Raw genomic sequence first — 22,958 nt, 5'->3', positions numbered from 1 at the left:
GAAAAGCCCGGCCTAGACCGGGCTTCTCCTGGATCCGCCGCTTTATCGGATCAGAACTTCACCTTGATTCCGGTCGAGATCGCCCCGACGAAATCCGTGCCGAAGTCATAGCTGTTGTCCGCGCCATAGGTGACGCCTTCATAGACATAGGCGCCCGACGAGCCCGACTTCATCCAGCCAATCGCGCCGGACAGCTTGATGTCGACATTCTTGGTCGCCGCGAAGTTCACACCCGTGCCGAACAGCCAGGTGTCGGTCTGCGAACCGTAACCCTGCGAGGTGCCGCGGTCCCATGTGACCGATACCGCGCCCGACAGCTTTTCGGTAAACTGATGACCGACACCGCCCGTGATGGTCCAGCCGTCGCGATAGAACAGGTCGAGCGACGTCGCCTGGATATCGGTTCCCTTGAGATAGAAGGGAATGGTCTGGAGTTGGCTCCAGTCCGTCCACTTCACGCTGCCGAAAGCAAGCCAGTCGGGCGCGATGCCGGATTGGATCGACAGTTCAAGCGAGTCCGGCATTTTGGTCGAACCGTAGACATCCCAGACCGTACCGCCGAGCCCCGGAACAAGCGCCGGCGACACATTCGACATGTCGAGCGTGCCGGTAATCTCATCGAGCTTCACTTCGCTGTTGTAGACCAGCGAGGCGCGGAAGGCATATTCCGGAATTTCATAGGCTACGCCTGCGCGCCAGCCCCAACCGTCCGTCTCGAGATCCAGACGGCCCGTGCCATCAAAGCCAGGCACGATCGCGGGAGTGACAAGGCTTTCCTTGAAACCATCGACAGTTTGATAGAAGCCGCCGCCGATCAGGCGAAGCTGTCCCTTGCCCATGTCAAACTTGTAGGAGCAGGTCAGGCCGTAATTATCGCTGTTGATCTTGGTCTCGGCATTGTCATTCGAGCCGGTCCAGTCCAGGCCCGGCGCCGAGTGCGCGCCCCAGGGTTGAGAATAATCAACCAAGCAGTCGACGCCGTCGACGATCCGCGCTTTCACGCCGACGGAGCCGTTGAAGTAGTCCTTGGTGTCCCGGACATCTGGGTCGGAGCCGCCGATGCCGTTAAAGTTCTGCGTGTTCTCGTAGTTCCTATGCGGCGAGACATAGGTTGCTGTCCCCTCCACCGCCACATTGGAAGGATCGAATAAAAGATCGATATTGTAACCATTGCGTTCGATGCCGCCGGCATAAGCCGCGCCCGACATCAAAGCCGCTGAAGCAATTGTCAAAAAGCTCTTACGGAGCATTGTTTTCCCCATGACGTCCTCCCACTGACCAAGGTCGGAGGCATTTTATGCACGATGGAGACGATTACAAATTCTGCTTGCGGCAAACTGACGCTCCGCAACGCTTAAAAATTTACGTAAGTTTCCGAAGACGACCGTTGAAAATCAACGATTAGGAACATTATTCTGCGGTAGAGCCACGAAAGAGATATCTTTAGAATATTTAACCAGGAATTCCGGCAGGAGTCACAAATATGCAACAAAGAAACTTTCGATGCGACACCATTGTGAACAGTCATCGCGCCGCCTCAATTGAGCTCGAACCGGCTAAAAAACTACGGGAATCATGAGGAAAAACAAAAAACCCCGCGACCGGCGCGGGGTTTCGAAAAGGTCCGTTTGATCGGCTTACTGCGGTTGCGGCTCGTAACCGCCTTCCGTTTCAGGAGCGCCATCCTTGCCGCGGGTGCCGGCGGACGGAACAGCAGAACCACGGCTCGGGGTCGTGTCGTCGAAAGCGTCGCGTGACGGCGGCTTGCCATTCATCAGGTCGCGCAGTTCGTCGCCTGTCAGCGTCTCGAATTCGAGCAGCGCTTCCGCGATCGCGATGAACTGGTCGCGGTTCTCAGTGATGATGTTGCGGGCGCTGGTTTCGCCTTCTTCGATCAGTCGGCGCACTTCCTCGTCGATCAGCTTCGCCGTTTCATCCGACATATTGGTCGACTGGCTGACCGAGTGACCGAGGAACACTTCCTGCTCGTTCGAACGGTAGCGGACGCGGCCGAGCTTTTCGCTCATGCCCCACTCCATGACCATCGAGCGCGCAAGGCCCGTCGCCATCTGGATGTCGCCGGAAGCGCCTGTCGTCACTTTTTCCGGGCCGAAGGTGATGATCTCCGCTTCGCGACCGCCAAACAGCATGGTCAGACGCGCAATGGCCTTCTCATAAGTCCAGTTGTAGCGATCGCTTTCCGGCAGCGTCATCACCATGCCGAGCGCGCGACCGCGCGGAATGATGGTGGCCTTGTGGATCGGGTCGATGGCGCCGGCGAGTTTCAGCGCGATGATGGCGTGACCGGCTTCGTGATAGGCGGTGTTGCGCTTCTCTTCCGGGGTCATGGCGAGCGACTTGCGCTCGGCGCCCATCATCACCTTGTCCTTGGCGTCTTCGAATTCCGCCATGGTCACCAGACGCTTGTTGCGGCGGGCGGCCAGCAGGGCTGCTTCGTTGACGAGGTTCATGAGGTCGGCGCCCGAAAAGCCCGGGGTGCCGCGCGCCATGACCTTGAGATCGACATTCGGAGCCAGCGGCACATTGCGCACATGCACCTTGAGGATCTTTTCGCGGCCGTTGACGTCGGGGTTCGGCACGGTGATCTGCCGGTCGAAACGGCCCGGACGCAGAAGCGCGGGGTCCAGAACATCGGGACGGTTGGTGGCGGCGATGATGATCACGCCTTCGTTCTGCTCGAAACCGTCCATCTCGACCAGCAACTGGTTGAGCGTCTGTTCGCGCTCGTCATTTCCGCCGCCGAGACCGGCGCCGCGATGACGGCCGACCGCGTCGATTTCGTCGATGAAGATGATGCAGGGCGCGTTCTTCTTGGCCTGGTCGAACATGTCACGGACGCGGCTTGCGCCGACGCCGACGAACATTTCGACGAAATCGGAACCAGAAATCGTGAAGAAGGGCACGTTGGCTTCGCCGGCGACGGCGCGGGCGGTCAGCGTCTTACCGGTGCCGGGGGGGCCGACAAGCAGCACGCCGCGCGGAATGCGACCGCCCAGGCGCTGGAACTTCTGCGGGTCACGCAAGAATTCCACGACTTCCTCGAGATCCTGCTTGGCTTCGTCGATGCCGGCCACGTCTTCGAAGGTCACCCTGCCATGCGCCTCGGTGAGCAGCTTGGCCTTGGATTTGCCGAATCCCATCGCGCCCCGCGATCCACCCTGCATCTGGCGCATCAGGAACAGCCAGACGCCGATGATCAGAAGCACCGGAAGCAGATTGATCAGATATCCGAAAATGCTCGAGGAGCCGTCGGTCTCGGGACGAACGATCACATTGACGTTCTTGTCCTGAAGACGCTGCATCAGGGCGTCATCGACAACGGGCGTATAGGTCTGGAAAGCAGTGCCGTTGTCGCTGAGATTGCCGCGCGCCCGATTGCCGACAAATTCGACTTGTTTGACGCGACCGGTGTCGACCGCATTGAGGAATTCCGAATAGGAGATCTCGCTCGAGCTGACGCGTTCACCCTGGGACTGGAACATGCTGAACAGCGCGACCAGCAGGACCGCGATGATGGCCCAGAGGGCAAAATTTCTGAAATTCGGGTTCATTGACCTCACCGAGATAGTTTGACCGCGGGATTAAACCCGGCATGCGGCCATTTCAAGGTGAAAGATAGGAGGCCCTCCACCTCTTGCCAAGCAGCGACTGCGCCTATTTCACACCTGTTGCCGAAAGACTGGGGATGGAAAATGCGGCAAACCCATGAGTTTTGCAAGGAAATTACCCAGTTCGAGGCGATCGAGTGGAAGAAATTTGTCGCATCCGGGCAAGAAAGCGGTGATTTCATGCCGATTTGCGCCGCCCGGAGCGATGAAAGGCCCGGTTCGCAGCGCGAGTTGTCGCACCCTCCCCGGAAGTCTGTCGAACAGGGCGGCGTCGATCAGCTGTTCGCCGCCGACGCCTGGACCGCCAACCGACACTTCACCCTCCGTCGGGTTGGCGATGCGAAACCGGTTGTCCCAGATCACTGTTTGGCCGGGCGCAGCCATAGTCGCCGGCAGCCCCCGGTTCTCGCGCTGGACATAGAGGCGGTCGCCGCGCCGGTCGAACACCGTGCGCCCTGTCGTCATCTGCCCCCGGCCGGCGACGAGAAAGCGCGCCAGCGCCTCGCGCGCCTCGAGCCCGAACAGATGTTCGCGCCCGCCGAGGAGCGCGGCGAGCGCCGCCAGTCCGTCCAGAAGCCCGGGTTCAGCGGCATCGAGCCCCCGGAGATCGACGACGCCGACCTTGAGACCAATCACCTCGGCTCGTGCGCCCAGAAACGCTGCAGCAGTCCGCATGCGAGCCCGCCGTTTCTGCATGAGCGCGGCGAAATCCGGCGTCGCCGTCTCATCGATCTGGCTGCGCAGGCGCACGCGCTCGAAGGCCGTATTGACGTTGCTGGGATCTTCGACCCATCCGACGCCTTGGCTGCGAAGATAGGCGCGGATCGCCTCGCGGCGCAGGCCGAGCAGCGGCCGCACAGCCCAGATCTTGCCCTGCAGCAGCACCGCCTCCGCCATGCCGTGTGTGTCGGGATCGGCGTTCCTCGCCATCCGCATGCGATAGGTTTCGATGTTGTCGTCGAGATTGTGCCCGGTCAGAATGAGGTCGGCGCGCTTGTCGAGCGCGTGACGGGCGAGCAGTCCATAACGCGCCTCGCGCGCTGCAGCCTGAAGGCCGGTGCTTGGCTTCTCGCCCGTCCAGTCGAGAATGACGTGCGGAACACCGAAGCTCTCGGACAGATGACCGGCGGCGACAGCCTCCTCGCGTGATCCGGGTCTCAGCCCATGATCGACGGTCGCGGCTAAAAGGTCAAAACCCGCGCCCGGAAGTCGGGCCCGGATGCGGCCGAGCGCCGTCAGCAAGCCGACGGAGTCGCCGCCGCCCGACAGCGCGATCAACATCCGGCAGGGCCGGCTGCATCGACTGAGAAAATCGGCGAGAGTCGATTCGACGCTGTCCGCGCTCGACGCGTGATGCGGAGCCCGGCGGACAGGGTCGGGCGCGGTCATCCGCAGGAAAGGCGCTTCTGTTCGCTGGCGACCTTGGAGATCACGGCGCGCGAGGCCTTGGGATAGGATTTCGTCACCTCGCGCAGCGTAGCGCAGGCCGTATCCTTGCTGTCGAGGGCTGCGAGCGACATTGCGAGCTTCAGCAGCATTTCCGGCGCCTTGCCCGAAGAGCCGTAGGTCTTGTAGGCGTTCAGGAAAGTCTTGGCGGAATCGGTGTATTTCTCTTGCGAATACTGCGCTTCGCCGAGCCAGAAATTGGCGTCCGCGATCCGCTTGCTGTCGGGATGATTGGCGATGAATTCGGCAAATCCGGCTTCGGCGCCCGCGTAATCGCCGGCGAGAATGCGGTTATAGGCGGCCTGGTACTGACCTTCGTCGCCGGTGAAGCCTGCCGTTTCAGAAGACTGCGGCGTGGTGGTCGGCGGCGGCAGAGCCGTGGTGTCGACCGCTGGCGGCGGCGGATCGACCGCGCCGACTGGATTGCCGTTCTGGTCGAATTCGATCGTGCCGAGCGTGGTCGGCGGCGCGCCGACCCCGGGATCCTGGCCCAGGCCGCCATCCATCGGCTGTTGATCCGCCGAATCGAGCGTTTCGTCTGCTCCCGGCGATTGCGCGCCGGAAGCATTGGCTGTGTTGACGTCGCCGGCGCCGGGGACGACTTCGATGGAGCTTTTCTTCTTGCCCCCCCCTTCCAGTTCCTGGAAGCGGAATTCGTTGTCTTCCTGCGCCTTGCGCAACTGTTCCTGCATCTGCAGCAGTTGGAAGCTCATTTCCTCAACGCGGCCGTTGAGCTGTCGAAGCTGTTCTTCCAGTTGCTGCACCCGCATTTCGGCGTCGCCCGCCTGCGCCAGGACAACGGCGCTTTTTTCCTGCCGCCGCGGCTGGCTGTCATCCGACCCGAACAGACTGAAGGCGCCGGCAGCGGAAACCCCCATCATCGAGACGGCAAGCGCCAGAACGCCGGCCATGACCCTATTTCTCATCGTGTCATCCTGTTTGGTGTGACATTGCGCGAAGCAGCGCAACATCGGGATGTTTTCCAACTTTGCGACCAAAAAGCAACGGAGTCAGGCCAAAGTAAGGAAAACAAAAAGGCGGCCCCGCAGGACCGCCCTTCAATTTTCAGATTTTGAACCGACCAGCGGTTTATCAGCCGCCGTTGAGCGCGGTGACGGCGCGGCGGTTCTGCGACCAGCAGGAAATGTCGTCGCAGACGGCGACCGGCTTTTCCTTGCCGTAGGAGATGGTGCGCAGGCGGCCGCCGTCGACGCCGCGCGAGGCGAGGTAGTCGCGGGTGGCTTCGGCGCGGCGGGCGCCGAGCGCAAGGTTATATTCGCGCGTGCCGCGTTCGTCGGCATGGCCTTCGACGGTGATCCGGTAGTTCGGATACTGGTTCAGCCACTGCGCCTGACGATCGAGCGTCTGGGCGGCGTCCGGGCGGATCGACGAGGAGTCGGTGTCGAAGAAGATGCGGTCGCCGACATTGACCGTGAAGTCCTGCGGCGAGCCCGGGGTGGCGGAATTGGCGCCGTTGAGGCCGAGATCGGAGGCGCTGTCCAGCTTGTTTTTCTTCGAGCAGCCGGCGAGCGCCAGACCGGCGACGAGCGCGATTGCGAAAGGATTGCGCGCGAGCTTCGCCAAGGCTCCCGGCTGGTAAGTTTGAATATGGCTCATCGGCCTGCTCCTGAATTCTTAATTCTTAGGGTTTCCAGACTGTAACCCGATGGGGTTAATCTCACTTCAACGCGTATGGTTAACAAACCGGAAATCGGCGCGGCTCAGAGCGAATTTTTTGCTCGCCCGCGCCGATTTTTCCGTGTTTCGTCACTCCAGAAGCGGCGACCAGGCCGGGTCCGATGCGAAAGCCGGGGTCGGGATCGGCTGTTCGTTGTAGCCGGAAATGTCGATCGAATAGAGCTTCGGGCCGCCCGAACCGGCGGGCTGGCGGAAGAACATGATGACGCGGCCGTTCGGCGCCCAGGTCGGGCCCTCATTGTGGAAGCCCGTGGTCAGGATGCGCTCGCCGGAGCCATCAGGCTTCATCACGCCGATCGAGAACTTGCCGCCGGACTGCTTGGTGAAGGCGATCAGATCGCCCTTGGGCGACCAGACCGGCGTCGAATAGGCGCCGTCGCCGAAGGAGATGCGCTGCTGGCCCGAGCCGTCGGCGCCCATCACGTAGAGCTGCTGGCGTCCGCCGCGGTCGCTTTCGAACACGATGCGCTGGCCGTCGGGCGAATAGGAGGGCGAGGTGTCGATCGCCGCCGTCGAGGTCAGACGCGTGGTCGTGCGCGAACGCAGGTCCATGGTGAAGATGTTGGCGTTGCCCTTTTCCTGCAGGCTCATAATCACCCGCTGGCCGTCAGGCGAAAAGCGCGGCGAGAATGTCATGCCGGGGAAATTGCCGACCACTTCGCGCTGTCCGGTCTCGAGCTGCAGCAGATAGACCCGCGGCTGCTCGCCCTCGAAGGACATATAGGTGATTTCCTGCTGGTTCGGCGAAAAACGCGGCGTCAGCACGATAGCGCGCGACTTGGTGAGGATGCGCATATTGGCGCCGTCCTGGTCCATGATCGCGAGCTGGCGCACGCGCTCGGTCTTCGGGCCGCTTTCGGACACGAACACCACACGGGTGTCGAAATAGCCGGTCTCGCCCGTCAGCTTCTGATAGATCTGGTCGGCGATGATATGGGCGACGCGGCGCCAGTTTTCCGGCTGGGTGAAGAACTGCTGGCCGATCAGCTGCGAGCCGGCATAGACGTCCCAGAGACGGAACTCGGCGCGGAGACGTCCGTCGCCTTCCTGGGTGACGCGGCCGGTCACCAGCGCCTGCGCATTGATCGTCTTCCAGTCGTCGAAGCGGGGAGCGGCGTCCGGATTGGAGATCTGCTGCACGAAGGCGCGCTGGTCGATCGGCGCAAACAGGCCCGAACGCTTGAGATCGGCGGCGATGACCTGGGTCACCTGGGCGCCGAGATCGCCGTTGGATTGCAGATTGGTGATTGCGATCGGCAAGGGTTCGACGTTGCCCTTGCGCAAGTCGATCGTGATTTCAGCCTGTGCGGCGCTCGCCGCAAGACACAGAAATCCGGCCATGATCGCCAGAAACTTGAGGTAAAGGTGTTTCATCGTCCTCTCTCAGCCTTTCAGCCTATTTGTTCTCGTTGGTTGCCGGCCCTTGACGCCCCTGTCCTGCGCGTCTCCGCCCGCCTCACATCATTTCGCTCGGATAGAAATTGACCGTCACCTTGCTCCAGGTGTCGTATTTGTCCTTCGGCAGCTTGTCGAACGGGGCGGACCGCATCACCGCGCGCACCGCGCCGCTTTCGAGCGCCGAGAGCGAGGAGCCGTCTCCCCCCGATCCCTTGACCTCGGGACGTCCGACAACCTCGCCGTTCTCGTCGAGTTCGAAGGTCACCGTGATCATGATGTCGCTCGAACTGACCTGACCCGGCATGATCGACCAGTTCTTCTCGATGATCCCCTTCAGAGCATCCAATTCGCTCTGCGACAGCTTGTTCCCGCCCGTCGCGATCTTCGCGCCCAGGGCCTTTTCGCTGTTCGAGCGCTTGGCGCCGCCGGGATTGTCCTCGGTCTTGTTGAGAAGCGAGGCGATCTCGTCGGCATTGAAGTCGGAGTCCTTCTTGGTCGTCGACTTCTTGGTCTTCTGATCCTTGTCGGACTTCTTGGCCTTCGAGTTCTGGTCCTTCTTCTTTTCGGTGACCTTGGCGTCCTTCTTCTCTTCCTTTTTCTTCTCTTCGGTCTTTTCCGGCTTCTTTTCTTCGGTCTTTTCGACCTTTTTCGGCTCTTCCTTCGGGCGCGTGGTCGGGATCGGCACGCTGTCCGGCAAGGGCTCTTCCTGCGCCGCCTCTTCCACCGGCGTCTCCTTGGCGGGTTCCGGGGTCGGCTCGGTCTTCAGTTCCGGCTTCGGCACTTCGGCGGAGGCCATTTCCTGCATGGCGGGCTCGACGGCCGTGTCCTCGGCAGCCTGACTGTCGGCCTCCTGCACGGTGTTGTCCTGCTGGGGATTGGGATCCTCGGTCTTTTCGGGGGCGCCGGCCTTGGAGAGATTGCTCGGCTTCTCGGTCGGCGTCGGCACCGACTTCAGATCGAAGTCGTTCTCGCCGGCGTTCATGGCGTCGGGCTGTTGGTCCTGCTTTTGCGTTTTGTCGAGCGCAGACTTCTCGGCCTTCGGGGCTTCCTTGTCGCCCTGCTGCAATTGCGCGACATCCTCGATCGGCACGAGATCGACGGGCATGGCCTCGGAAATGGCCATGTCCATCGGCTTGGGCGAAATGCCGATCAGCATCGCGCCCAAGAGAACAACGTGCAAAGCCACCGATGTGATGACGCTACCGCGCATGGATCAGCCTTAACCGCCTGTTTCCGGCTGGGTGACCAGTCCGATATTCTTATAGCCAGAGGCCTGAATGCGGCCCATCACGGCCATGATCTGCCCATATTCCGTGCCGGCGTCGCCGCGCACGAAAATGCGTTCTTCCGCCCCCGCCTTGGCCATGGCCTGCAGTTTCGGCACGACCTCGTCGATCGGTACGGCCACTTCCGTCTCGTCGCCGAAATAGATCTGCCCATCCTTGGCAATCGATACGGTGATCGGCTTGGTGTCCGAGTTCATCTCTTTCGCCTGCGTTTCCGGCAGATCGATCGGCACGCCCGTCGTCATCAACGGCGCCGCCACCATGAAGATGATCAGAAGCACGAGCATGACGTCGACGAGCGGCGTCACGTTGATTTCGCTGACCGGCGCCTTACGCCCGCCGCCGCGACGGCCGCCGCGGCGTCCGCCCGATCCTCCGGCCTGGGGCCCTGCTGACATACCCATCCTGGCGTCCCCCTGATGTTACTGCGCCGCCTGGCGCGGCTGCAGTCTCTCATCGATCTGGCGCGAGAGTATGGCGGAGAATTCGTCGGCGAAGCCTTCCATGCGAGCCACAAGCTTGCCGGCGTCGCCGGAGAACTTGTTGTAGGCGATGACGGCGGGAATAGCGGCGACGAGGCCGATAGCGGTCGCCAGCAGCGCTTCGGCGATGCCGGGCGCGACCACCGCAAGGTTGGTCGATTTCGAGGCGGCAATGCCCTGGAACGAGGTCATGATGCCGACCACGGTGCCGAACAGACCGACGAAGGGACCGGCCGAGCCGATGGTGGCGAGCGACGACAACCGCGCTTCCAGCGCTTCGGATTCCCGCGCGAGCGTCACGTCCATGGCGCGGTCAATGCGCATCTGCAGGCCGATCGGCGAACGGGCGCCGCGTTCGAAGCTCTTCTTCCATTCGCGCATGGCGCCGACGAAAATCGCCGCCATCCCCGAGACCTGCCGTTCCGACAGGGTGCGGTAGAGTTCCTCGAGCGACTGGCCTGACCAGAAAACCTGTTCAAAACTGTCGAGCTGGCGCTTGAACTTGTTGTAGCTGATCAGTTTGTCGACCACCATGGCCCATGTCCACACCGATGCGCCGAGCAAGCCGATCATGACGAGCTTGACGACCCATCCCGCCTGCATGAAGAGCGCCCAGAGCGACATGTCCGCATGGGCTGCCGCCAGATTTGCCGTTTCCATATCTTAAGTCCCCGAATCCAAACACCCGGCCTCGATCGCGATCCGAGCCGGGCGGCGTTCAATGTGGTGTCCGTCGCTAATCGGCCGCCGAGCAGCCTTTGGCCTTGACCGTTTACGCTCTGGACCGCCTTTTTTACGCCAAATTTGGTGAAACGAAGGCGTGCGGCGCACAAAACCCGAGCAGTCCGAGTAAGACCTCATTATCGTTAAAAATGGGTTACGACAATCCGGAGGTCGCGCGCTCCTTTCGCAATGCGGCATTCCGGCGATCGCAACAGCGAAGGCGACCTGCACCTTCAGGGATCTCGTCGGCGAGACGACTTTCTCGAAGGACTAAAATATAAATCGATTTTGTAAACCGAAACAACTATAAATTACTATATATCGATAATGATTAAAATCATTTAATACGAAACCAATCCAAAAATGTCAATATTTATTGTAAATAAACTCGCGGCATATACTATTGCGAGCAGGCAATGATTTGCCAGAATAGCGCGGGTCTTCCAGGTGGGACGGAGAGAGGCTGCGCAAAGCACCTTGGAGATCGAGGATGACAAGCGTATCCGCCGCCTCTGGCGGCATGGCGGCGATGCTCGCCAAACAACAGGAAATGTTCAACAAAACCGACACCGATCAAAACGGCGCGCTGAGCCAATCTGAATTCGTGTCCAGCCGACCTTCCAAAATGTCGGAAGACGTCGCGACCAAACTCTACGCCAAACTGGATCAGGAAGGCACAGGCGCGGTCACGTTCGACCAGCTTTCAGCCTCCATGCAGTCGCCGGAGTCCCGAATGGGCGGCGAGGCCATGGGCGCAATGATGGGACTGCGCCAACAGGGCGGCATGCCGCCCATGGCGGGCATGGGCGATCCGAGCAGCCTCTATAGCGATCTCGACGCCGATTCGGACGGAAAGCTGACCGAAACCGAATTCCTCGCCAAGGCTCCCGGCGGAGAAGACGACACGCATGCGCAGGAACTCTTCTCGAAGATCGATTCGGAAGGCCAAGGCTATGTCACCGAGGAGCAGTTCACGACTTTCGTGACCGAGAATGCTCCGAAGGGCCCGATGGGTCAGCCCCCGGGCGGAATGAGCATGCCGTCCGCCACCGAAGACGCCACCGCTTGACCGGGACCCGCGATCGGGCGCTTGTCACCCGATCGCGCTTCTGCCCTTCTTCGCCTTTCGACGACAACGCTCGGCTCTTCACCCCTGCATCAGAATATTGGCGGCCTTCACTGCCGCCGAGGCGCGATTTTCGACGCCGAGCTTCACATAGATCTGCTCGAGATGCTTGTTCACCGTTCGCGCCGACAGGCCCAGGATCTCGCCGATGTCGCGGTTGGACTTGCCCTTGGCGATCCAGGCCAGCACCTCGGCCTCTCGAATGGTCAACTGGAAATGCTGGCGCAGCCGCTCGTCGTCCTGCGCCTGGGTCTGGCTCGTCAGGCGGAACAGGTTTTCGTCCTGGCCGATCGCGCCGATGAAGGTCAGCGACAGCGACGCTTCTCGGCCGGTCTCGATGGTGATCGCCTGGGCGTCGTGACCGGGCGTCAGCCTGCGATCGCGAATCCACGCGCCGATCTTGTCGGCCACGAGATCGAGCCCGTCGTCGCGGCCGGTGGCGGCGTTGACGAGACGGGTCGCCTGCGGCGTCGACCAGAGGATTTTGCCGTCGTCCCGCGCCGCCAGAAGATGCCGACCGGCCGCGTCGAGCGCCACGCGCGCGCTCTGGGCCGAGCGGGCATTGGCGAGATGGACGCGGATGCGCGCGCGCAATTCCTCGACATTGATCGGCTTGGTCAGATAGTCGACCCCGCCCGCGCCCAGCGCGCGCACCACATGTTCCGTCTCGGTCAGCCCGGTCATGAAGATCACCGGCGCCTGCGCCACGCTGCCCATGCCCTTCAGCCGGGCGCAGGTCTCGAACCCGTCCATGCCCGGCATCATCGCATCGAGCAGGATGAGATCCGGCGTGATGCGCTCCGAGATCGACAGGGCCGCGGCGCCCGATGTGGCGATCAGCACCGAATAGCCGGACGCTTCCAGAGCGTCGGTGAGAAAACTGAGAGACTCGGGACTGTCGTCCACCAGAAGGATGATGTCGCGCGGCGCCTGCTGGCTGGTCATGACGAGGCGTCCTCGCGTTCGAGCTTTCGGAGATCGGCGAGCAGGGCGTCCATGTTGAAGGCGCGGATATGAGCGGTCATGACGTCGGTGAAGTGCCTGTTTTCCTCGGTTTTGGCAAGCTCGCTCAGCTTGCTCTCGATTCCCCTGACATAGCCGATCTCGCCGAGCCGGATGAGATCCTGAATATGGTCGGCGCCAGGGCTGCGCAATTCGACGGGCTGCGCCCCTGTCTCGGGAGCGGCGATCGCATAGACCCAGTCGACGCCGAGCCACGAAGCGAGCTTGTCCTGCAACTGGCGGACATTGACGGGCTTCGGCAGCGTGTCGTTGTGATCCCCTGTCGCAGCAGCCGGCGCGCCGTCGCCGATATTGGCAGACAGCATCACGATCGGCGCAGTCTGGCCAACATCGCGAAGTCGGGCGGCGAGCTGCCAGCCGCTCATGCCGGGCATGGAGATATCGACGAGGTAGATGTCGGGATTGGCGCCTTCAATCAGCATCAGGCATTCCGGTCCCGATTCGGCCGTCAGCACCACGAAATCGAGCGGCGCCAGCAGTTCGCGCATCATCTCGCGATGATCTTCGTTGTCGTCGACCACCATGATCGTGCGGCGCGGACCGGTATAGGTGAGAAGCTTCTGGTCGGCCTTGGGCTTCTCCGATCGCGCCAGTCCATAAAGCATCAGCCGGACACGGAAGGTCGTGCCCTCCCCCAGCCGGCTCTCGACGGTGATCTCGCCGCCCAGCGTCTGGGTCAGGAGCCGGGTGATGGTCAGTCCCAGCCCGAGACCGGGCGCGAGTTTCGACTGCGCGCCGGAGCCGCGCTGGAACGGCTCGAACACCACTTTGAGATCGTCCTCCGGCATGCCCGACCCCGTGTCGGTCACCGTGAACGTCGCCACCTGGTTGCGATACTGAACATCGAGCACGACCTTGCCGGCAGCCGTATATTTCACCGCGTTGGACAGGAGATTGACGAGGATCTGCCGGAGCCGCTTTTCGTCGGTGCGGACATATTGCGGCAGGGCCGGATCGCGCCTGAGCGTGAAGTCGAGCCCTTTGGCCTCGGCCTGCGGGGCCATCATGCTGACGATCTGGTCTAGGAAATCAAAGACATTGATTTCGTTCGAATAGACCTGCAATCGTCCCGCCTCGATGCGGGAAATGTCGAGCAGCCCGTCGATCAGCCCGGACAGATGGTCGGCGCTGCGCTTGATCACCCTAAGCGCCGAACGCTTGGCGTCCGGGATCGCCTCGTCGCGCTCCAGAAGTTGCGCATAGCCGAGCACGGCGTTGAGCGGCGTGCGCAATTCATGCGTCAGCCCCACCACATAACGGCTCTTGGCGCGGTTGGCGGCTTCCGCCGTTTCCTTGGCCTGTTGCAGCGCCGCGTCGGTCTTCTTGTGGGCGGAGATTTCCTTGAGCAACAGCGTGGTCTGGCGCGAGCTTTCCTCTTCGGCCACCACCCGGCTGTCATGGGCGAGCACGAAGAACCAGGCGGCGATGCCCGCGAGCATGGAAAACACCACGAAGACCAGCATGGCGGTGGCGTTCACCACCTGGGCGGTCTCCGGCGTTTGCGCTCCTGCATGCTGCGCGATCATCCACAGGGTTGCGCCGATGATGGTGAGCGCCGCAGCCAGGATCATGCCGTAGCGGCCGAGCCGCGTGCCCAGCGCCGCCATGGCTTTTTCCGGCAGGAACGTCGCCGCCACTTCCCGCGCCTGATATTCGAGCCGCGCCTTGGGCTTGCAGAGATCATGGCAGCGGCTGTCGAGCGAACAGCACAGCGAACAGATCGGCGCGGCGTAGGCCGGGCACCAGGCCATGTCCTCGGGCTCGAACGGATGTTCGCAGATGGAGCAGGTAATGGTCGAGAGGTTCTTCCACGACTGGCGCGGCTTGCGGGCGAGGTAATACTTCCCTTTTGTGGCCCAAGCGATCCCGGGCGTGGCGACAAAAGCCACGATCGGCACGAGATAGATCGCCAGCGCCCCGACGAAATCGCCGAACAGGCCGAAATGCGCCGTCAACGCCACCGCCGCCGAGATCAGCATACCGCCCATGCCGACGGGATTGATGTCGTAGAGATGCGCCCGCTTGAATTCGATGCCCGGCGGAGCAAGCCCGAGCGGCTTGTTGATGAAGAGATCCGCCGAAATCGTGCAGAGCCACGCCGCGGCAACGATCGAGAAGACGCCGAACACCTCTTCGAGCAGCTTGTAGATGCCGATCTCCATCAGAAGCAGCGCGATGGCGACGTTGAAGAACAGCCAGACGACGCGGCCCGGATGGCTATGCGTCAGCCGCGAAAAGAAGTTCGACCAGGCGAGCGAGCCGGCATAGGCGTTCATCACATTGATCTTGAGCTGCGACACCACCACGAAAGCGGCCGTCAGGATCAGCGCGGTCGTTTGGTTCGGCACCATATAGCCGAAGGCGGTGACATACATATGCGCGGGATCGGCGGCGAGCTCCGCCGGCACGCCGGAGCTCAGGGCCAGCACCACCAGAAACGACCCGGCGAGCAGCTTCGGCGCGCCCACAACCACCCAGCCCGGACCGGCGAGAAAGCGGGCTATCTTCTGGCTGAGGCTTTGCGGCTTGCCTTCGGCGGGCAGGAAGCGGAGAAAGTCCACCTGTTCGCCGATCTGCGCCATCAGCGCCAGAATCACCGCCGACGCCGCGCCGAACATCGCGAGGTCGAAGGGCGCGATCGTGCCGATCTCGCCGGATTCATGCCCCCGTCCCCCAAAGCCGAGCCACACCTCGAATTTTTGCCAGTCGGCCAGCGCGATGAAGATGAAGGGCAGGATATTGAGCACGATCCAGATCGGCTGGGTGACCAGCTGGAAGCGGGAAATCAGCTTGACGCCATGCGTGACCAGCGGGATCACCGCCACCGCGCTGATGATATAGCCGAGCCAGAGCGGCACGCCGAAGGCGAGCTCCAGCGCCCCGGTCATGATCGAGGCCTCGATGGCGAACAGGATGAAGGTGAAGGTCGCATAGATCAGCGACGTCACGGTCGAGCCGATATAGCCGAAGCCCGCCCCGCGCGTGAGCAGGTCGATATCGACGCCATGCCGGATCGCATAGCGGCTGATCGGAATGCCGATCAGAAGCAGCAGCACCGAAGCGACGATGATCGCGAAGATCGCATTTGTCGTGCCATAGGAGAGCGTGATCGCCCCGCCGACGGCTTCGAGCGCCAGAAACGAGATCGCCCCGATGGCCGTCTGCGAAATCCGGCTCGGCGTATAGCGCCGGGCGCTTTTCGCGGTGAAGCGCAGCGCATAATCTTCGAGCGTCTGGTTGGCCACCCAGCGATTATAATCGCGCCGGACGGGAATGATGCGCTGGCGCGCCGTCATATGCCCCTTGGCGGCCGGCTTGGCGCCCAAATCGACGGCGCCTCCCGATTTTGAGTAAATTTCGCTCATGCGACATCAAAAGCATGGATAGGCTTTTGTCCGCAAGCCCTCGCCGGGCGTCCGCGTCCGTCAAAGCCGGGCGAGCAACTCCGCTTTCTTGGTCGAGAATTCCTCATCCGTGAGAATCCCCTTCGCGTGAAGAGCTGCAAGACGTTCGATCTTGGCGAAGATGTCGTCTTCGCCGGGCTGAGGCGCGGTCGGCGCGCTGATCGGCTGGATCCATTGCGTTTCCACCACGGTCTCTATGGGTTGGACGGGTTCCTGCCGCGCTTCCGGCTGCGGTCCCGGAGACGCGCCGCGCACGACCGGCAGGTCGCCGACGCGGACCAGCCCATATTGCGAGGTGAAGGTCAGCGATTGATCGCCGCCCTGCTGCTGTGAAAAGCCGCCGATCTGGTGATCGCCGGTGTCATAGATGGTCAGCGCGCCGCCCATATCGATCGCCAGGCGTCGCGTTGCGGGGAAGAACGCGTAGCGCAGATTGTTCTGCGACCCGACCGAGGACGGTTGCCCGAGTTCTTCCGGCCATCCGCTCGCCTGTCCGTAGGAGCCCGGCACGAACAGGCTGACGCCACCGCCCTGCTGCTGGCTTTGATAGACCGGCGCCGGAGCAAAAAGCTCCTGCCCGCGCAAAAGACCCGCCAGATCCTGACAAAGCCAGTCGACCTTGGCCTTGAGGCCGTTGTTGAACATGTCGCCGATCATGATCATGCCGCCCTGGGACCACTGCCCCATGCCGCCGAGATCGGGATGGTTGAACTGCGCCTGCGATCCGCCGCTCGCCGCAAGCGCCAGAATGAGGTGCTCGACCGCGTCAAGGCTCACGCCATGCCGCTGCGCCGCGTCGGAGAGAATGCGTCGGCCGTCTTCGCTGATCTGTCGCATGGGTCGTGGTTCCTGATTTTTCCTCTGCGCGGCCTAGCACGGCATCCCCATCCTGTCTGTGTCAGCAGCGGACAAAGGACGGCTCTTGCGTATTTCTTCCCTCTTTTCCCCCTCTCCTTACGTCAAATGACGTATGTCGCATCGCACAATCCGGACGGATAGTCCCCGCAGACAACGGACATTAAGACTTCATTAAACCGTTGCGCCACCAAGCGAGAGGGGAATTCCATGAAACTCAAGTCCATGCTCACCAGCGCATTCGTCGCCGGCATGCTTTCTGCGACCGCCTTCCAGGGCGCGTTTGCCGCCGACGACACGATCAAGATCGGCATCCTGCATTCGCTGTCCGGCACCATGGCCATTTCCGAGACCACGCTCAAGGACGCCATGCTGATGCTCGTCGAAGAGCAGAACAAGAAGGGCGGCGTGCTCGGCAAGAAGCTCGAAGCCGTCGTCGTCGACCCGGCTTCCGATTGGCCGCTGTTTGCCGAAAAGGCCCGCGACCTGATCGAAAAGGACAAGGTTGCGGCCGTGTTCGGTTGCTGGACCTCCTCGTCGCGCAAGTCGGTCCTGCCGGTTTTCGAAGAACTGAACTCTATCCTGTTCTACCCGGTCCAGTATGAAGGCGAAGAGTCCTCGCGCAACATCTTCTACACCGGCGCCGCTCCGAACCAGCAGGCCATCCCGGCCGTTGACTATCTCGCCAACACCGAAGGCGTCGAGCGCTGGGTGCTGGCCGGCACCGACTACGTCTATCCGCAGACGACCAACAAGATCCTGAAGGCCTACCTGATGTCCAAGGGCGTCAAGGAAGAGGACATCATGATCAACTACACGCCGTTCGGTCATTCCGACTGGCAGACGATCGTCTCCGACATCAAGAAGTTCGGCTCGGCCGGCAAGAAGACCGCCGTGGTCTCGACCATCAACGGCGACGCCAACGTGCCCTTCTACAAGGAACTGGCCAACCAAGGCATCAAGGCCGAAGACATCCCGGTCGTCGCCTTCTCGGTGGGTGAAGAAGAACTCGCCGGCCTCGACACCAAGCCGCTCGTCGGCCATCTGGCCGCCTGGAACTACTTCCAGTCCGTCGACGCCCCGGTCAACGCCGAGTTCATCAAGACATGGCACGCCTTCACCAAGAATGACAAGCGCGTCACCAACGACCCGATGGAAGCCGCCTTTATCGGCTTCAACGCCTGGGTGAAGGCCGTCGAAGCTGCCGGCACAACCGAAACCGATCCGGTCCTCGACGCGATCATCGGCGTCTCGGTGCCGAACCTGTCGGGCGGCTATTCCACCGTCATGCCGAACCATCACATCACCAAGCCGGTGCTGATCGGCGAAATCCAGGCCGATGGCCAGTTCGACATCGTCCAGCAGACCGCGGCCGTGGTCGGCGACGAATGGTCCGACTACCTGCCGGACTCCAAGGACCTGATCTCCGATTGGCGCAAGCCCCTGTCTTGCGGCAACTTCAACGTCGCCACCGGCAAGTGCGGCGGCAAGGGTTCCTGATCATCCTTACCCCAAGGATGAGTTCTGGAGCGGGCAGTGACGAGCTGCCCGCTCTCTTTTCCGGACAAGCCCGTCGCCGGAAGACCTTGTCTTCCGCGACCGGATAATCCGATCGGCAAGTTGGAACACTTCTTGCTTTTCAGTTCATCGGGACAAACGGCGACGCCATGTCGGCGGATTTTCCGACACCCGTGCCGGCGGTGGCGAACTGCCCGCACCTCCCTTGGAGAAACAACGGTGGACCCAGCAATGTCGCGCGCATGCAAAACCGTCCTCCTGGCCCTTTCGATGGTGTTTGCCCTTCTGGGCTCCGTCGCTCTTGCCCAGCAGGACCTCAAGACTCAGATCAACGCACTGGCTTCCGCCAAGTTGCCCGAAATTCCCGCGATCGTTCAGTCGCTGGCCGCCACCGGAGATCCCAAGGTTCTCCCGGTGCTCGAAGCGCTCGGCGAAGGCGATCTCTATTTCCGCAAATCCGACAACGCCGTGTTCCTGACCAAGCCGGCTGGCGCGAATCTCGCTCTGGTTGACCCCCTTTCGGGAGAGACAGTCGGCGAAGAGCCCAAAGGCGCGCTGACCAAGATCAGGGTCAACAACAATCTCCGCCGCGCCATCCGCTCGGCGCTCGGCGGACTGACCTTGCTCAGCCCGGACCGCGATGTCCGGCTGCAGGCGGCGGACGCCGTGCTGAAATCTCCAAGCGCCGAAAATCTCGGCCTGCTCGAGGCGGCCATCGCCAAGGAAACCGATGCGGTCGTCAAGGCCCGCATGGAAACCGCCCGTTCGGTCTCGGTGCTCGGCTCCGATCTCGGCGCGGACGAGAAGAAGGCTGCCATCGAAAACATCCGGGACAAGATCGGCGGGCGCGACGCCATCGGCATCCTGATGGCCGCCGCCGACAAATCGGATCCTGCCGTCAAACCGGATATCGACGCCGCGATCGCCTCCATCCAGGGCAATCTCGCGCTGTGGGACGCCGGGCAAAACATCTGGTACGGCGTTTCGCTCGGTTCTGTGCTGCTGCTCGCCGCCATCGGCCTCGCCATCACCTTCGGCGTCATGGGCATCATCAACATGGCTCATGGCGAAATGGTCATGCTGGGCGCCTATTCGACCTTCGTGGTGCAGGACATCATCCGCGACAACTATCCGGGACTGTTCGACTGGTCGCTGGCCATCGCCCTGCCCGTCGCCTTCCTCGTCACCGGCGCTGCTGGCCTGATCATCGAACGCAGCGTGATCCGCTTCCTCTATGGCCGGCCGCTCGAAACGCTCTTGGCGACATGGGGCATTTCGCTGATCCTGCAGCAGCTCGTTCGCACCATTTTCGGCCCGACCAATCAGGAAGTCGGCAATCCCTCCTGGATGGCGGGTTCCTTCCCGCTCGGCGGCATGACGATCACCTGGAACCGCCTCTGGATCGTCGCCTTCTCGCTGTCCGTCTTCTTCGCGCTGCTCGTCGTAATGAAGCGCTCGGCTTACGGCCTGCAGATGCGCGCCGTCACCCAGAACCGCCGGATGGCCTCCTCCATGGGCATCCGCACGCCCTGGGTCGACGCGCTGACCTTTGCGCTAGGCTCCGGCATCGCCGGCATCGCCGGCGTAGCGCTCAGCCAGATCGACAACGTGTCCCCGAACCTCGGCCAGTCCTACATCATCGACAGCTTCATGGTCGTGGTCTTCGGCGGCGTGGGCAATCTCTGGGGCACGCTGGTCGGGGCCCTGTCGCTCGGCATCCTCAACAAGTTCCTCGAGCCCACCGTCGGCGCCGTTCTCGGCAAGATCCTGGTGCTGGTCCTCATCATCCTCTTCATCCAGAAGCGGCCGCGCGGTCTCTTCGCACTCAAGGGAAGGGCGATCGAAGCATGATCACCGGCTTTATCCTTCGCGCGTTGGATCAACGCATCGTCATCGCCATCGCGGTCATTCTCGCAATCGGCATCCTGGTCCCTGCCTCCAACCTGCTGTTGCCCGCCGACAGCGCCTTCCGCATCCCAACCTATGTCATGAGCCTGTTCGGGAAATACCTGACCTATGCGCTGCTGGCGCTGACTCTGGATCTCGTCTGGGGCTATTGCGGCATCCTCTCGCTCGGCCATGCCGCCTTCTTCGCGCTCGGCGGTTATGCGATGGGCATGTATCTCATGCGCCAGATCGGCCCGCGCGGCGTCTATGGCGACCCAGTCCTTCCCGATTTCATGGTCTTCCTGAACTGGAAGGAGCTGCCCTGGTTCTGGCATGGCTTCGACATGTTCTGGTTCGCCATGCTGATGGTGATCGCGGCGCCCGGCATTCTCGCCTTCATCTTCGGTTGGTTCGCCTTCCGCTCGCGCGTCAACGGTGTCTATCTCTCGATCATCACCCAGGCGATGACCTATGCGCTGCTGCTCGCCTTTTTCCGCAATGACATGGGTTTTGGCGGCAATAACGGCCTGACCGATTTCAAGGACATCCTCGGCTATTCGGTTCAATCCGACGGAACCCGCGCGACGCTGTTCTTCATGAGCGCGCTGATGCTGGCGCTGTGCCTGCTCCTGTCCTCGGCCATCGTCCGCTCCAAATACGGCAAGGTGCTGATCGGCGTCCGCGACGCCGAAAGCCGGACCCGCTTCCTCGGCTACCGGGTGGAAAACATCAAGCTGTTCACCTTCGTCGTCTCGGCCATGATGGCGGGCATCGCCGGCGCGTTGTTCGTGCCGCAGGTCGGCATCATCAATCCCGGCGAATTCGAACCCGGCAATTCAATCGAGGTCGTCATCTGGACCGCGGTCGGTGGTCGCGGCACGCTGATCGGGCCGATCATCGGCGCGGTGCTGGTGAATGCGGGCAAGACCTTCTTCACCGGAGCCTTCCCTGAATTCTGGCTCTTCGCGCTCGGCGGCCTGTTCGTTCTGGTGACGCTGTTCCTGCCAAAAGGCATCGTCGGCACGGTGACCCAGTATTTCGCCACCCGTAAATCCTATCAGAAGGCTGCTGACGACGAGAAGGTGCGCGACGCCGCCCTCGCCGCCCGGGCCGAAGCCGCGGAGTAAGACGATGAGCGATATCAAGCCCCGGAGCATCCTCTATCTCGACGGCGTCTCGGTGTCCTTCGACGGGTTCAAGGCGCTCAACTCGCTGTCCTTCGTGGTCGAACCTGGCGAACTGCGCGCCATCATCGGCCCCAACGGCGCCGGCAAGACCACGATGATGGACATCATCACCGGCAAGACCCGGCCCGATACGGGCGAAGTCTTCTTCAATGGCGAAATCGACCTCACCAAGAAGGACGAGGCCGAAATCGCCCAGCTCGGCATCGGCCGCAAATTCCAGAAGCCGACGGTGTTCGAAAGCCATACGGTGTGGGACAATCTCGAACTGGCGCTCAACCGCAAGCGCGGCGTCTTCGCGACGCTCTTCTATTCGCTCTCTGCGACGGACAAGGCCCGCATCGAAGAGATCCTCGAAACGGTCCGCCTCACCGCCCGCAAGGATGATTACGCCGCCAATCTCAGCCATGGCCAGAAGCAGTGGCTGGAGATCGGCATGCTGCTCGCCCAGGAACCGAAACTGCTCCTCGTCGACGAACCCGTGGCCGGCATGACCGACGCCGAGACGGTGGAAACCGCGATCCTGCTGAAGGAGATCGCCAAGACGCGCTCCGTGGTGGTGGTCGAGCACGACATGGGCTTCATCCGCGACCTCGGCGTCAAGGTGACCTGCCTCGCCGAAGGCTCGGTGTTGGCCGAGGGCTCGATCGATTTCGTATCGAACGATCCCAAAGTCATCGAGAACTATCTGGGGCGGTGAAGAAAATAGAAGAGCAGGCTTGAACGTCATTTGAAAACAGGTTTCATGAACCGATTTCAACCAGGGAGTTCAATCCATGCCCTTTGTCGGCCTGATTTTGATGGCGGCGGCGGGAGCCGCAATTTGGTGGTGGCGTCTGAAGATGCTCAATGAAGTGGGCAACGAAGTGATCGACTCGGTGGAGCGCATACGGAGCGCCTATAAGCGGCGCAAACACCGCAAGGCCGCCGAAGCGGCGCCGCTGACCGCGATCAAGGACCCCGCGATCGCCGCCGTCACCTTCTTCCTGATCCTCGCAGAGGACAAGCCGACGCATATGCCGGAAGCCCGTGCATTGGTGAAGTCGCGCATGAACGGCATCATCGCCGAACGCGACCTGGACGAGGTGATGATCTTCGCAGAATGGGCGGGCAATCGCGTCGTCAGTCTCGAGGATCCGGTGAGACGCTTTCGCGATCTCTGGCTCAACGCGCTGGATTTCGACGAGCGTCGGCAACTGATCGGCATCGCTGAAGACGTCGCTCGTGTGGGCGGCGAACCGACCGCCGAACAAAACAATGCTTTGCAGGCCTTGAAGAGAGCCCTGCTGAACTGAGAGG

The 22,958-nt window shown here is 61.9% G+C and carries 18 protein-coding genes; 6 read left to right on the top strand and 12 right to left on the bottom strand.

Annotation, left to right across the window (positions count from 1 at the left end; translation table 11 throughout):
• Positions 1-50: 50 nt before the first annotated feature.
• From E8Q41_RS06575 to tolQ, 9 genes are all read right to left on the bottom strand, one after another.
• Positions 51-1,262 carry an OmpP1/FadL family transporter gene (locus E8Q41_RS06575; protein WP_137154719.1) on the bottom strand — a complete coding sequence of 404 codons (1,212 nt, stop codon included), beginning with the start codon at positions 1,260-1,262 and terminating at the stop codon, positions 51-53.
• Between the two features lie 375 nt (positions 1,263-1,637).
• A complete protein-coding gene (gene ftsH / locus E8Q41_RS06570; protein ID WP_137154718.1) occupies positions 1,638-3,572 on the bottom strand; it encodes an ATP-dependent zinc metalloprotease FtsH in 1,935 nt (644 codons plus the stop codon).
• Positions 3,573-3,680: 108 nt separating this feature from the next.
• The gene (tilS, locus tag E8Q41_RS06565; RefSeq protein ID WP_170976387.1) at positions 3,681-4,910 is read right to left on the bottom strand and encodes a tRNA lysidine(34) synthetase TilS; all 1,230 of its coding nucleotides are present in this window, start codon (positions 4,908-4,910) and stop codon (positions 3,681-3,683) included.
• A 104-nt stretch (positions 4,911-5,014) separates the two neighbouring features.
• Positions 5,015-6,001: a tol-pal system protein YbgF gene (ybgF, locus tag E8Q41_RS06560; RefSeq protein ID WP_137154716.1), complete on the bottom strand. Its 987-nt coding sequence runs from the start codon at positions 5,999-6,001 to the stop codon at positions 5,015-5,017.
• Between the two features lie 166 nt (positions 6,002-6,167).
• On the bottom strand, positions 6,168-6,692 hold the full coding sequence (gene pal, locus E8Q41_RS06555) for a peptidoglycan-associated lipoprotein Pal (RefSeq protein WP_137154715.1): 525 nt from the start codon (positions 6,690-6,692) through the stop codon (positions 6,168-6,170).
• Between the two features lie 150 nt (positions 6,693-6,842).
• Positions 6,843-8,147 carry a Tol-Pal system beta propeller repeat protein TolB gene (gene tolB, locus E8Q41_RS06550; protein WP_137154714.1) on the bottom strand — a complete coding sequence of 435 codons (1,305 nt, stop codon included), beginning with the start codon at positions 8,145-8,147 and terminating at the stop codon, positions 6,843-6,845.
• Positions 8,148-8,229: 82 nt separating this feature from the next.
• Complete coding sequence (gene tolA, locus E8Q41_RS06545; RefSeq protein WP_137154713.1) at positions 8,230-9,381, bottom strand: cell envelope integrity protein TolA; 1,152 nt, start codon at positions 9,379-9,381, stop codon at positions 8,230-8,232.
• 9 nt (positions 9,382-9,390) lie between these two features.
• Positions 9,391-9,861, bottom strand: a complete 471-nt coding sequence (gene tolR, locus E8Q41_RS06540; RefSeq protein WP_137154712.1) for a protein TolR — start codon at positions 9,859-9,861, stop codon at positions 9,391-9,393.
• An 18-nt stretch (positions 9,862-9,879) separates the two neighbouring features.
• A complete protein-coding gene (gene tolQ, locus E8Q41_RS06535; RefSeq protein ID WP_137154711.1) occupies positions 9,880-10,599 on the bottom strand; it encodes a protein TolQ in 720 nt (239 codons plus the stop codon).
• A 553-nt stretch (positions 10,600-11,152) separates the two neighbouring features.
• Between tolQ and E8Q41_RS06530 the strand changes: the two genes are divergently transcribed.
• On the top strand, positions 11,153-11,731 hold the full coding sequence (locus tag E8Q41_RS06530) for an EF-hand domain-containing protein (RefSeq protein WP_137154710.1): 579 nt from the start codon (positions 11,153-11,155) through the stop codon (positions 11,729-11,731).
• 78 nt (positions 11,732-11,809) lie between these two features.
• Here the strand turns inward: E8Q41_RS06530 and E8Q41_RS06525 are convergent, their stop codons facing one another.
• From E8Q41_RS06525 to E8Q41_RS06515, 3 genes are all read right to left on the bottom strand, one after another.
• The gene (locus E8Q41_RS06525) at positions 11,810-12,733 is read right to left on the bottom strand and encodes a response regulator transcription factor (RefSeq protein ID WP_137154709.1); all 924 of its coding nucleotides are present in this window, start codon (positions 12,731-12,733) and stop codon (positions 11,810-11,812) included.
• Complete coding sequence (locus tag E8Q41_RS06520) at positions 12,730-16,107, bottom strand: ATP-binding protein (RefSeq protein WP_137154918.1); 3,378 nt, start codon at positions 16,105-16,107, stop codon at positions 12,730-12,732. The genes E8Q41_RS06525 and E8Q41_RS06520 overlap by 4 nt, the downstream gene beginning before the upstream one ends.
• A 129-nt stretch (positions 16,108-16,236) precedes the next feature.
• Entirely contained in the window at positions 16,237-17,052 is an 816-nt protein-coding gene (locus tag E8Q41_RS06515; protein WP_137154708.1) for an SHOCT domain-containing protein, read from the bottom strand.
• A 228-nt stretch (positions 17,053-17,280) separates the two neighbouring features.
• Between E8Q41_RS06515 and urtA the strand changes: the two genes are divergently transcribed.
• The 5 genes from urtA to E8Q41_RS06490 all read left to right on the top strand — a co-directional run bounded on the left by urtA (position 17,281) and on the right by E8Q41_RS06490 (position 22,954).
• On the top strand, positions 17,281-18,570 hold the full coding sequence (gene urtA / locus E8Q41_RS06510) for an urea ABC transporter substrate-binding protein (RefSeq protein ID WP_137154707.1): 1,290 nt from the start codon (positions 17,281-17,283) through the stop codon (positions 18,568-18,570).
• 288 nt (positions 18,571-18,858) lie between these two features.
• Complete coding sequence (gene urtB, locus E8Q41_RS06505) at positions 18,859-20,439, top strand: urea ABC transporter permease subunit UrtB (RefSeq protein ID WP_137154917.1); 1,581 nt, start codon at positions 18,859-18,861, stop codon at positions 20,437-20,439.
• Positions 20,436-21,602 carry an urea ABC transporter permease subunit UrtC gene (gene urtC / locus E8Q41_RS06500; protein ID WP_137154706.1) on the top strand — a complete coding sequence of 389 codons (1,167 nt, stop codon included), beginning with the start codon at positions 20,436-20,438 and terminating at the stop codon, positions 21,600-21,602. The genes urtB and urtC overlap by 4 nt, the downstream gene beginning before the upstream one ends.
• Positions 21,603-21,606: 4 nt before the next feature.
• The gene (gene urtD, locus E8Q41_RS06495) at positions 21,607-22,359 is read left to right on the top strand and encodes an urea ABC transporter ATP-binding protein UrtD (protein WP_137154705.1); all 753 of its coding nucleotides are present in this window, start codon (positions 21,607-21,609) and stop codon (positions 22,357-22,359) included.
• 76 nt (positions 22,360-22,435) lie between these two features.
• Entirely contained in the window at positions 22,436-22,954 is a 519-nt protein-coding gene (locus tag E8Q41_RS06490; protein ID WP_137154704.1) for a hypothetical protein, read from the top strand.
• Positions 22,955-22,958 lie beyond the last annotated feature (4 nt).

Origin of the sequence: Rhizobium sp. FKL33, from assembly GCF_005222915.1 — a bacterium.
In the GTDB taxonomy this organism is placed as follows: Bacteria; Pseudomonadota; Alphaproteobacteria; order Rhizobiales; family Rhizobiaceae; genus Rhizobium_E.
The sequence above is the reverse complement of the archived record's forward strand: the minus strand, read 5'-3'. Positions and strand labels throughout refer to the sequence as shown.